At 63.6% G+C, this 10,991-nt stretch carries 10 protein-coding genes and 1 tRNA gene; 3 read left to right on the top strand and 8 right to left on the bottom strand.

Annotation, left to right across the window (positions count from 1 at the left end):
- Positions 1 to 96 precede the first annotated feature (96 nt).
- On the top strand, positions 97 to 1,362 hold the full coding sequence (gene xseA, locus B2994_RS03740) for an exodeoxyribonuclease VII large subunit (RefSeq protein ID WP_291527050.1): 1,266 nt from the start codon (positions 97 to 99) through the stop codon (positions 1,360 to 1,362).
- An 87-nt stretch (positions 1,363 to 1,449) separates the two neighbouring features.
- Positions 1,450 to 1,752, top strand: a complete 303-nt coding sequence (locus B2994_RS03735) for an exodeoxyribonuclease VII small subunit (protein ID WP_291527043.1) — start codon at positions 1,450 to 1,452, stop codon at positions 1,750 to 1,752.
- A 112-nt stretch (positions 1,753 to 1,864) separates the two neighbouring features.
- Here the strand turns inward: B2994_RS03735 and B2994_RS03730 are convergent, their stop codons facing one another.
- From B2994_RS03730 to B2994_RS03715, 4 genes are all read right to left on the bottom strand, one after another.
- A complete protein-coding gene (locus B2994_RS03730; protein WP_291527042.1) occupies positions 1,865 to 2,068 on the bottom strand; it encodes a hypothetical protein in 204 nt (67 codons plus the stop codon).
- 146 nt (positions 2,069 to 2,214) lie between these two features.
- Positions 2,215 to 3,174, bottom strand: coding sequence for an endonuclease/exonuclease/phosphatase family protein (locus B2994_RS03725; protein ID WP_291527041.1), 960 nt, complete (start codon positions 3,172 to 3,174; stop codon positions 2,215 to 2,217).
- Positions 3,175 to 3,299: 125 nt separating this feature from the next.
- Positions 3,300 to 3,372: transfer RNA gene (locus B2994_RS03720), tRNA-Arg, on the bottom strand.
- A 51-nt stretch (positions 3,373 to 3,423) separates the two neighbouring features.
- A complete protein-coding gene (locus tag B2994_RS03715) occupies positions 3,424 to 3,942 on the bottom strand; it encodes a GNAT family N-acetyltransferase (RefSeq protein ID WP_349675656.1) in 519 nt (172 codons plus the stop codon).
- Positions 3,943 to 4,201: 259 nt separating this feature from the next.
- Between B2994_RS03715 and B2994_RS03710 the strand changes: the two genes are divergently transcribed.
- Positions 4,202 to 4,996, top strand: coding sequence for a hypothetical protein (locus B2994_RS03710; RefSeq protein WP_291527039.1), 795 nt, complete (start codon positions 4,202 to 4,204; stop codon positions 4,994 to 4,996).
- Positions 4,997 to 5,123: 127 nt separating this feature from the next.
- Here B2994_RS03710 and B2994_RS03705 read toward each other — a convergent pair whose 3' ends face one another.
- From B2994_RS03705 to pepN, 4 genes are all read right to left on the bottom strand, one after another.
- Positions 5,124 to 6,092: a Ppx/GppA phosphatase family protein gene (locus B2994_RS03705; protein ID WP_291527038.1), complete on the bottom strand. Its 969-nt coding sequence runs from the start codon at positions 6,090 to 6,092 to the stop codon at positions 5,124 to 5,126.
- Positions 6,093 to 6,162: 70 nt separating this feature from the next.
- Positions 6,163 to 6,816, bottom strand: a complete 654-nt coding sequence (locus B2994_RS03700) for a peptide deformylase (protein WP_291527037.1) — start codon at positions 6,814 to 6,816, stop codon at positions 6,163 to 6,165.
- A gap of 101 nt (positions 6,817 to 6,917) precedes the next feature.
- Positions 6,918 to 8,303, bottom strand: coding sequence for a phosphoglucosamine mutase (gene glmM, locus B2994_RS03695; protein WP_291527036.1), 1,386 nt, complete (start codon positions 8,301 to 8,303; stop codon positions 6,918 to 6,920).
- Positions 8,304 to 8,530: 227 nt separating this feature from the next.
- Positions 8,531 to 10,991 (bottom strand): aminopeptidase N (gene pepN, locus B2994_RS03690; protein ID WP_291527035.1); only part of this gene is annotated, 2,461 nt, incomplete at its 5' end.

Raw genomic sequence — 10,991 nt, 5'->3', positions numbered from 1 at the left:
CGTGCGTCCCGCGTGCGTACGGCACCCCCCCGGCCCCACGCACGGGGCTGCCATATGTCGCACGAGGGGACGAAAGTAAGGGGCATGACTCACACCATGCCCTTGGGAACGCCGAACGCCAATACGCCGGACGCGGTCGCCGAACCGCCGCGATTCGCCCGCGACACCACAGTGGAGAAACCGTGGCCCGTGGCGCTCCTGAGCCGCAAGTTCTACACCGCCGTGGAGAAGTGGCCGAGCGTATGGGTCACCGGACAGATCACGCAGATCAATTCCCGCAGGGCGGGTTCCGTCTACATCACGCTGCGAGACGACGTGGAGGACGTGGCCATGGAGGTCAACGGCTTCGGACGTTTCGCCGCCGACGCCGCGGGATTCGCACAAGGCGACCGCGTGACCATCCACGGCAGGCCGAATCTCTGGATGAAACGCACCTCCCTGTCGCTGCGCGGCGACGCGATTGTGCGCGTGGGTGCGGGCGGCAGCCTCAAAGCCCAGATCGAGGCGCTGCGCAAGCAACTCAAGGGCGAGGGGCTCTTCGACGCGGAGAACAAGATACCGCTGCCGGAATTCCCCCACTGCATCGGCCTGGTGTGCGCCCCCCAGGCGCGCGCGGAAGGCGATGTGATCACCAACGTCCGCCTGCGCTGGCCCGTCACCCGCTTCAATGTCGTCCACGTCCACGTGCAGGGCGAACAGTGCCCCGGCGATGTGATCGCCGCGATCCGCTCGCTGGATGCGAATCCGGATGTCGACGTGATCATCGTGGCGCGAGGCGGCGGCAGTTTCGAAGACCTGATGGGCTTCTCCGACGAGGGCGTGGTACGGGCCACCGCAGCCTGCAAAACCCCGATCGTCACCGCCATCGGCCACGAGGACGATTGGACGCTGATCGACCTGGCGGCCGACTTGCGCGCCTCCACCCCCACCGACGCGGCCAAACGCGTGGTGCCGGACGTCTTCGAGCAGCTGCAGCTCATCGATTCGGCACGCCAGCAGATACGCATGCGCATCGACGCGCGGATCTCGAATGAGCGGCGGCTGATCGAAGGCTATGCGAACCGTCCGAGCCTGACCAAGCCGCTGACCATGCTCGAACCGCATCAGCGCGGCATCGACGACGCACGCCAGCGCATGGACATCGCATTGCGCCGCATCGTCGACTACGAAACGATGACCATCGAGAAACGCCACGCCTCCCTGACCGCCTTGAGCCCGCAATCCACACTCGACCGCGGTTACGCCGTGGTGCAGAACGTCGACGGACATGTGCTCACCAACGCCGAGGACGTCCGCGGGGGCGACCGCCTCACCCTGACCCTGCGCCATGGACGGCTCACCGCCACGGCGGACGGACGATAGCCAGCCCCCCGCCGGCGACCATCGAGGCAACAGCCCCCAGCCAGGCGCATCAGCAACGTCGAAACCAATCTCATGAAAGGACCATCAATGACCGAAACGACCGACACCCAGGCAACGGCCTCCACGGCATCCAGCCTGACGGACAAGGAACGCGAGACCATCGCCAGCATGCCATACGAGCAGGCCCGCGACGAGCTCATCAAAGCCGTGCAGTCGCTGGAAACCGGCGGACTCGACCTTGACCAGTCAATGCGCCAGTGGGAACTCGGCGAGGCACTCGCCAAGCGCGCGCAAAGCCTCCTTGACGAGGTGCGCGCCAAGCTTGACGCAGCGCAGGCGGAACAGCAGGCCAATCAGGCGACCGCCGGGACGCAGGACAATCTTCAGTAGGCGTCCCCGACTCCCCCGACGTCCCTGCCTCCCTCCCCAAAAAATACCAACGGGTCCGATGGTGCATTCCATCGGACCCGTTGGGTAGTGAAGCGGTATCGATTCGCCGCGATCAGATACCGAAGTACTCCTTGGCGAACGCCGGCAGCGTATTGCCATCCAGCTGGGCGGTGTCGGACTTGCTCTGCAGCACATGACCGAACACCTTGTCCGCCTGCTCATACGTCAGCGGCTTGCCCGCCTGCTCGGCAATCGCCAGCACGTCATTGACTGTCTGCGCCTTATTCAGCTCGTTAACCAGCTGCTTCTCGTCCATGAGAACTCCAATCACTTCTCGAGGCCTCGAACCTCTCGAGCCTCTTGACACCTCCCGTATTAGTCCGCACCCAACCGACCAGACGTCGATTTCACCCACAGCATAACGGGCGATCGCGGCCTCCGTGCACGGGCCAACGAAATACCCTACGACACCGCGATCGTCGCCAGCAGCGCCGCATGATCCGAACCTGCGATCGGCACCACCGACACCCTGCCCGCACGCATCCCCTGATCCACCACAATATGGTCGATGGCGGCGAATCGCGGCACACCGGAACGATTGGCCGGCCACGTGAACGTCAATCCTCGCGCGGACAGCCGAGCCGCGTCGCGAAAGCGCGATCCGAGAAAATCGCGGAACGGCGCATGATCGTACGTGGCGTTGAAATCACCCATGAACACGTAGCGATATCCATCATGCGAGCGCATCATGCCCAACTCGTCGAGCGAACGCTTCCACTGCCGCCAATACCCAGGCACCGGCGACGTGGTATGCACCGACACGAACCGAACCGGGGTCGCGCCATCGTCGAAGGCAACCGTGGCGCCCGGCATGAACGACGCACTGGAGCCAACCTCGTCCTCCACCGGATCCTGCAGCGAGGTCACCGACCACAACCCGTTGCCGTACACCCCATCCGACGACGAAACGGTGCTGTACGGCAGATACCTGCCAATGCCGGCCGACTCCAGCCTGCCGACGAAGTCATCGGTGGTCTCCTGCAGCGCCAGCACCTCGACGCGTTCCCGACTCACGGTGTCGACGATGGCCTCGGGATCGGCCGCCCCCTTATAGACATTCAGAGTCATCACCCGGGCGTAGCCGTCAATGGGATTGGGATGCGCCGTGGCGATCGCACGCGTGGCATCCGCGGGCAGCGAATCACCATCCCGATAGAACGGCAGCTGCCACCACACCTGAACCACCAGGCACAGCAGGGCGACCAACGCCGACAGCCACCGCCGACCCGCCAATGTCAGCACCGTCGCAAGCGCCGACACCACCACGAACCACGGCATGACGGACACTGCAATCGGCAGATACGGCATGGCGGACACATCGGACGGCGCAAGTCTCGCGACAACGGCCGCGACGCACGCCATCGTCAGCAATACGCCAGCAATCCCCAATATCCTGCGCATCACACGCATCGCCAATCACCTATCCGCCGCAACGACGGCGGCCACGAATCCATGGCCGCATACCTGGTCGGCCAGCTGTCATCAAGTGCCCCGGATGCGATTCGAACGCACGACACCCGCTTTAGGAGAGCGGTGCTCTATCCCCTGAGCTACCGGGGCAACGACGCCCTATTGTACACGATCACCAGGCGCGTCGACACCCGCTCGACCTTACGACTCCAGCACCCGCTCCATGCCGATGCGATAGGGCTTGAGCCCCATACGCTCATAGAAGGCCATGGCGGAAGGATTGCAGGACCACACGTTGAGGGTGACGTTATGGCAACCGCACCCGCGCGCATAGTCCACGACAAAGCGGTACAGCGCACTGCCGACGTGCATGCCGCGCGAGCGCTCGTCGACGCATAGATCATCGATGTACAAGGTGGTGACATCGGTGAGGATGTGGCTGTCGGGATGCCGCTGGAACACGCAGAAGGCGTAGCCCAGCACCTGATCCGCGCCCGTCTCCCCGACGCCGTCTTCGGCGCCGCGCGGGCGGACCGCCACGAACACAGGGGTGTCGTCGCTGGAGAGGATGCCCTCCAATTCGCCATCCGTGTACTTCTTCACCCCACCCCTGAACAGATCCGGACGGCCGGCGTGATGCACCTCAAGCACCTGGCGCAACAGCCGGTCGATCTGGGGAATGTCCCCGTCCCCGGCACGTCTGATCGTCACTCCGGCCAGTTCGCCGCCGCCCGGGCGGGCACTCCGTTCGTCCTCCGTCGCCATCACCGCTCCTTGTCTTCCATGCCAGCCGATATGGTTCGACTCTCCGATACACCGCCGGTGCGCACCGCACAACCGACGCCACCGCCAATGATAATTCCCCGGCGACATCCCCGGCTACTTTTCAGACGACATCCCCTCATGGAACGAAGCTTCTTCTATGATGGAACCGTCCGTGAACGGGACCACACCCGTTCGTCCAAGAAAGGAATCGACAATGACGTTGAAGATCAGCGTGGAGAACGGCTCCGGCAAGGAGCTGGACTCCACTGAAGCCGCCGAACGCGCGACACTGGTATACCGCGGGAACTACACGCCGGGCGATCGCATTCGTTTCACGGTCCCGACCCCCGGCTACTACATGGTCCGCGTCGACGACGCGATCGACGAAAGCCTGGTCTATCTGACCGGTGAGGCATTCACCTTCACGGTCCCCTTTGGCGCCGCGAAAGTGCCGTACAATCCGAAATCCTTCACCGGCAACCTGCATCTGACCTCGCTGAGAGCCGCCACCGCCGATGAGATCGGCGCCACGCGCAACCTCGCGCTGAACCCCATCGACCAGCACGACGAGCCCGACGTGTTCCCGCACGCGCGCGCCAATGCCGAAACCCGCATGGAACCGGTGTTCTTCGCCCGCAACGTCATCGACGGCATCACCGCCAATACCCTGCACGGTGAATGGCCGTACGCCACCTGGGGCAACGACAACCGCGACGACGCCGAAATCACCGTGGAATTCGGCCGTCCCGTCGATCTCGACGAGATCGTATTGGTCACCCGCTCCGACTTCCCCCACGACAACTGGTGGACGCAGGTGACGATCAGCTTCTCCGACGGCACCTCCAAAACCGTCCATATGGAGAAATCCGATCAGCCTCACCGCTTCAGCCTCGATGCCGGCGAGGCTAACGGCGTCACCTGGGTGAAGGTGGGCAAGCTCGTCAAATCCGACGATCCGTCGCCATGGGCCGCACTGGTACAGCTGGAGGCCTACGGCCGAAACGCCTGATCAGAACGGCATCCGCGCACGCATACCACAACGCGCAATTGAATGGGATTCTCGCCCTGGACGGCGAGAACCCCATTCGCAAATCCAGCGGCAATCGACTGAGCCGATCACCCGATGCGGCCGACCATCAGAAGCCCAGACGTGTGCGGCCGAACTGGTCAAGCCAACGCAGAATTGCGCCTTCACGCAACGCCCACGGGCAGATCTCCACCTCCTGCACATTAAGCGCCTTCATGATCTCGTCGGCCACAATGCCGCCGCCCACAATCTGCATGGTCCGTTCGGGCGTGATGCCCGGAAGCGCCACGCGCTGCTCCGGCTCGATGGCGGCCAGACGCGGAATCCAATCCTCAAGCTGCTCACGGGTCATGATCCACGAATCCTCGCGGCCCGGCGAGCGCATCACCGCGCCGCACAGGCGGGCCAGCGAACGGAAGGTCTTCGAAGTACCGACCGCATGGTTCGGCATCTTGGACTTGGGGAACGCCTTGACCATCGGCTCGAGGATCTTGCGCACGTGCTGGCGCACATCCTCCAGCTCGTCGACCGTGGCGGTGCCCTCGGGCAGGAACTTCGACGTAACGCGCCCGGCGCCCGCCGCCGCCGACAGCGCCACCGTCGGCTCCTCGTCGGACCCCATGGCCACCTCGAGGGAACCGCCGCCGATGTCCAGCACCAGCAGGCGCCCGGCATCCCAGCCGTACCACCGACGAGCCGCAAGGAAGGTCAGGCGGGCCTCGTCGGTGCCGGAGAGCACCGTGACGCCCTGGCCGATATGCTCCTCGATCTTGTGCAGGATCTTGTTGCCGTTCGGCGCCTCGCGCAGCGCGGATGTGGCCATGGCCAGCAGCTGCGTGATGTCGTATTCCTCGGCAAGCTTCATGCACTGATCCACTGCATCGAGAATCGCCTCCACGCCGGATTTCTTGATGCTGCCATCGTCCTTGAGGTACTTCATCAAACGGACCGTGGTTTTGGTGGACGCCTCGGGCTCGGGTCGAGCACCGGGAGCGGCGTCCACAATGAGCATATGCACGGTGTTGGAGCCAATGTCGAGCACGCCGAGTCGCGTGGTATGGGATCGCAGGTTGATCATGATTCGACAGCTTATCACGCCTCGTCACAAGCGGCAGCGCACCGGTTCCCGCCGAATCGAGCTCCACGCTTCATAGCGAAAACCCCAGTTCGGAGGCTGCCGCCGCGGGCACCGGATCCTCGCACCAGAAATCCTCAAGGTTCTCGTCGGTGGTCAGTGAGCGGATCTCGGCGCGATCAATATACAATTCGCCGCTTAAATGGTCGGTTTCATGCTGGAAGATGCGGGCTGGCCATCCGTGCAGCCGCTCCTTATGATGCTGGCCATGCTCGTCATCCCATTCGGCCGTGATGTCCAGCCAGCGGCGACGCACCGCCTGATATCCCGAGAAGCTCAGACATCCCTCAAAGAAACTGCGGGTTTCGTCCCCAACCGGCTCGTATGCGGGGTTGAGAATCACATGGAAGGGGAACTCCGCGATCTCGCGCGGATCGTCCTCGTCGTCGCGCACATGGTCCTCGACCACGGCGATCGCAAGATTCAGGCCGATCTGGGGGCCGGCCAGACCGACGCCCGGCGCTTCGAGCATCGTGGTATGCATCACGTCGATGAGCTTGTTCAACGTGCCCTTGCGCAACTGCCCCCGGTACGGGATGCAGGTCCGACGCAGCACCGGCTCACCGGCCTGCACGATCGGCAGGATCTTCTCCTTGCCGCCCTCCTTGAGCAGCTGCTCGATGTAATTGTTATAGGCGATGTTGATTTTGGCGTTTTTACCAAACATGATGCATTGACTCCGCTTCGCTTACGACAACCGGACACAGGATCTTCCGGCATGCATACCGGAACCCCAGCATACCGGAAGATCCGACGCCAGACGAAGCGTTAGATGGCCAGCTCGTCGGCCACCACCTGGGCCAGACGGGAGCACACCTCGTCGGCCTGCTCCTGGGTGGAGGCCTCGGCCATCACGCGGACCAGCGGCTCGGTGCCGGACGGACGCAGCAGGACGCGGCCGGTATCGCCCAGCAGCTTCTCCTCGCGCTTCACGGCGGACTGCACCGCGGCGTTCGTCGTCGCGGCCATCTTGTCGACGTTCGGCACGTTCACCAGCTGCTGCGGCAGCTGCGGGAAATCGGCCGCCAGCTCCTTGAGGCTCTTGCCGGACTTCATCACCTCGTTGGCCAATGTCAGCGCCGTCAGCGTGCCGTCGCCGGTGGTGGCGAATTCGCGGTTGATCACATGCCCGGACTGCTCGCCGCCCAGTGAATAACCACCCCGCAGCATCTCCTCCAGCACATAACGGTCGCCCACATTGGTCTGAACCGTGGCAATGCCCATGTCTTTCAGAGCCAGCTTGAGCCCGAGGTTGCTCATCACGGTCACCACCAACGTGTCGTGGTTCAGCTTGCCCTCGCGCTTCTTGGCACGGGCCAGAATGCCCATGATCTGGTCGCCGTTCACCAGAGTGCCGTCCTCGTCCACGGCGAGGCATCGATCCGCATCGCCGTCGAAGGCCACGCCCATCACGGCATCCGACGCCTTCACCATGGCCTGCAGCTGCTCGGGATGCGTGGAACCGGCATGCTTGTTGATGTTGTAGCCATCCGGGGACGCGTTGATAACAATCACGTCGGCGCCGGCCCGACGCAATGCCTCCGGAGCCACCACCGACGTGGCGCCATTGGCGCAGTCGGCCACGATCTTCAGACCCTTCAGCGGCGTGGGCTGCACCTTGTCGACGCCCAGCGGGGCGATGGTGCTCACCAAATGGTCGATATACAGGTTGGTGGCGGTGACAGTGTCGTGGCTGACACGTCCCACGCCGGCGCCGGTCGGACGCTGCCAGTCCTTGCCCAGCACCGCTTCGATCTCGTCTTCCTTGGCGTCCGGCAGTTTGAATCCACCGCGCGCAAAAAACTTGATGCCGTTGTCCGGCATGGGATTGTGGGAGGCAGAGATCACGGCGCCCATCTCCACATTGAGCACCGAGGTCAGATAGGCGACGCCCGGGGTCGGGATGATGCCGGCGTCAATCACGTCAAAGCCGCCGGCCGACATGCCCGCAGACAGCGCCGCGGCCAGAAAATCGCCGGACACGCGCGTATCGCGTCCCACCAGGGCGCGACGCCGGCTGCCGGGCTGATCGCCCTTGACATTGGAATCCCCAAGCACGCGCACCGCCGCATCACCCAGGTCAAGCGCCAATCGCGCCGTCAAATCTCGATTCGCCAAACCGCGCACGCCATCAGTGCCAAACATATTGGGCATTGGTAAACCTCATTCCTCGTCACATGGACCGACCACAGCCGTCCTCCAATAACCGAACCCCATCGTACTCACCGGCCGGCGAAAACCACGCCCATCGCCGGCAACCCCCTATGTTTTTCCTCATTTCCCATACGATGACGCCGCCCAATCCGGCGGGATGGACGGCGTCATCATCATTATCAGGGAATGGGAGTCACCGAGGCCGCGAAGCCACGGCAACGCGCCGATCAGGCGAACCGCTCGTTATATGTGCGGACCTTCAGGGTGCGGCGCGAACCGGCCACGTTCTCGATCACCATGCGACGCAGCGCGCGATCGGTGTCCTGATGGCCGTCAAGCCACGCATCGCCCAACGAGGTCAGCGTCTCGGGGTTCGCATAGATCGGATACAGCCCGTTGAGCAGGGCCTCCGCCATGTGATAGGTCTTGTTCTTCCAGATCCAGTCAATGGCCTGGAAATACCGCTCGGCGTAAGGTTCGGCCAGATCCGGACGCGGGGTGGCGGCGAAGCCGCGGGCCACGGCCTCCAGCTGCATGTTGGTCAGCTCCGCATTGTGCAGGGCCTCATCCCATGCCCAGCTCTTGGCCTCGGCGGTGGCGCGGGCGGCGCGGGCGCCCAGGGCGAACTCCCGGTTTTCGGTGGTTTCCCGCTTCGAGAGTTCCTCCTCCACCTGGTCGTCGTCCATGTTGTTCGTGCCGGTCAGGGACTGGATGATCGTCCATCTGAAGTTATTGTCGACGTCCAAACCCTTGAAGCGCACGAAGCCATCCAGCAGGCCCTCGGCATGATGGGCGAAGACCTCGTCCTCCTCCGTTCCATAGCCGAGATACGCGGTCACGAGCTGGAACTGCTGGTCGGATCCCGGTTCGGCCTGTGCGGCCAGCTCCCACAACCTGGTCGCCACAGTGGACAGCGTCACATCGCGGCGCGACGGCGCCACATAATGATGGGCCGCGGTCGACATGCAGGCCAGCGCATAGCGGAACGTGGTGGACTCCGTTTCGTGAGCCAAAAGATCAAGGGTCATGGCCACGAAACGCTCCGCCGGGAATTCGCCGTCACGGGTCATGTCCCAGAACCCCAGCCAGATCACGGCGCGGGCGAGCGCATCATCGAAACGGCCCAGATTGCGGGCGGCGAACTCCTGGCTGTCCTCGTCGAACCGGATCTTCGTGTAGGTCAGATCGTCGTCGTTGATGAGCAGCAGTGCCGGACGCGGCTTGCCGGCGGCTTCCGGTACCTCGGTCACCGCACCGTCGACATCCAGTTCTATGCGGTCGGTGCGCACGATCCTGCCGGTGTCGGGATCCTCGTTATAGAAGCCCAGCGCCAGGCGATGCGGGCGCAGCACCGGATGGTCGGCGGACGCGGTTTGCACGAGTTTCAGGGATTCGATGGTTGCGTCGCTTTCATCCAGCTCAAGCTCCGGAGCGATGGTGTTGATGCCGGAGGTTTCCAGCCACTGGGCGCTCCAGGCCTTCAGATCGCGGCCGGAAGTCCGTTCGAGCTCGGCGAGCAGATCCGCCAGCGTGGCGTTGGCATACGCATGCTTGTCGAGATAGTTGTGGATGCCCTCGAAGAACTTCTCGCGACCCACATACGCCACCAGCTGCTTGAGCACCGAGGCGCCCTTGGCATAGGTGATGCCGTCGAAATTGACGTAGGTGTCGTTGAGGTCGTTGATCGGCGCCACGATCGGATGGGTGGTGGGCAACTGGTCCTGACGCAGCGCCCAGCTTTTTTCGCCGGAGCAGAACGTGGCCCAGGCGTCGTGCCATTCGGTGGCCTCGGCGGTGGCGAGCGTGGAGGTGAACTCGGCGAAGGATTCGTTGAGCCACAGATCATTCCACCACTTCATCGTCACCAGATCGCCGAACCACATGTGGGCGAGCTCGTGCAGCACGGTGACCACGCGGCGCTCGGCCAGCGCATCGGTCACCTTGGAATCGAAGACATACTGGTCGCGGATGGTGACCATGCCGATGTTCTCCATGGCGCCGGCGTTGTACTCGGGCACATAGATCTGGTCGTATTTGGCATACGGATACGGCACGCCCCACGTTTTGGCGTAGAAGGCGAAGCCCTTCTTGGTCACGTCGAACAGGTAGCCGACGTCCTTCGAAAACGCGTCGGCGAGCGCCTGACGGCAGAACATGCCCATCGGGACGACACGACCGTCCTCATTGGCGTATTCGGTATGCCACTCGGCATACGGGCCGGCGCAGATGGCGGTCAGATAGGAGCTCATGGTGGGCGTGGATTCGAACACCCAGCGGCGCGAGGTCTCAGGCTCGTGCTCGCCCAGAGTGCCGGCTTCGGTGACGGTGTCGTCATCCGTCACGGAGGCCGCCGGCATGTTGCTCAGCACGATCCAGGACCGTGCCGCCAGCACCTCGAAATCGAACACGGCCTTCAGATCGGGCTGGTCGAACACGGCGTACACGCGTCGGGCGTCCGGCACTTCGAACTGGGAGTACAGGTACACATTGCCGTCGGAGGGGTCCACCGAACGGTGCAGGCCCTCGCCGGTATTCGAGTACCGGCACGTGGCCTTCACCGTAACGGTGTTGCGCTCGTGCAGTCCCCTCAGTTCGATGCGGTTGTCGACGAACGCGTCGGCGACGTCGATGCTCGTTCCGTTGACGATCACCTCGCTCACCTCGTCGGCGATGAGATCGAGGAAAGTG

The organism is Bifidobacterium sp. UBA744 (assembly GCA_002298605.1).
Taxonomy (GTDB): Bacteria; Actinomycetota; Actinomycetes; order Actinomycetales; family Bifidobacteriaceae; genus Bifidobacterium.
The sequence above is the reverse complement of the archived record's forward strand: the minus strand, read 5'-3'. Positions and strand labels throughout refer to the sequence as shown.

What these genes read in the sequence shown, in the direction of transcription:
- B2994_RS03700 (WP_291527037.1), bottom strand. Translation starts at nt 6,816, where the DNA reads ATGTTTGGTAAAAACGCCAAAATCAACATCGCCTATAACAATTACATC.
- xseA (WP_291527050.1), top strand. Translation starts at nt 97, where the DNA reads ATGCCCTTGGGAACGCCGAACGCCAATACGCCGGACGCGGTCGCCGAA.
- B2994_RS03705 (WP_291527038.1), bottom strand. Translation starts at nt 6,092, where the DNA reads ATGATCAACCTGCGATCCCATACCACGCGACTCGGCGTGCTCGACATT.
- B2994_RS03730 (WP_291527042.1), bottom strand. Translation starts at nt 2,068, where the DNA reads ATGGACGAGAAGCAGCTGGTTAACGAGCTGAATAAGGCGCAGACAGTC.
- B2994_RS03735 (WP_291527043.1), top strand. Translation starts at nt 1,450, where the DNA reads ATGACCGAAACGACCGACACCCAGGCAACGGCCTCCACGGCATCCAGC.
- B2994_RS03725 (WP_291527041.1), bottom strand. Translation starts at nt 3,174, where the DNA reads ATGGCGTGCGTCGCGGCCGTTGTCGCGAGACTTGCGCCGTCCGATGTG.
- B2994_RS03710 (WP_291527039.1), top strand. Translation starts at nt 4,202, where the DNA reads ATGACGTTGAAGATCAGCGTGGAGAACGGCTCCGGCAAGGAGCTGGAC.
- glmM (WP_291527036.1), bottom strand. Translation starts at nt 8,303, where the DNA reads ATGCCCAATATGTTTGGCACTGATGGCGTGCGCGGTTTGGCGAATCGA.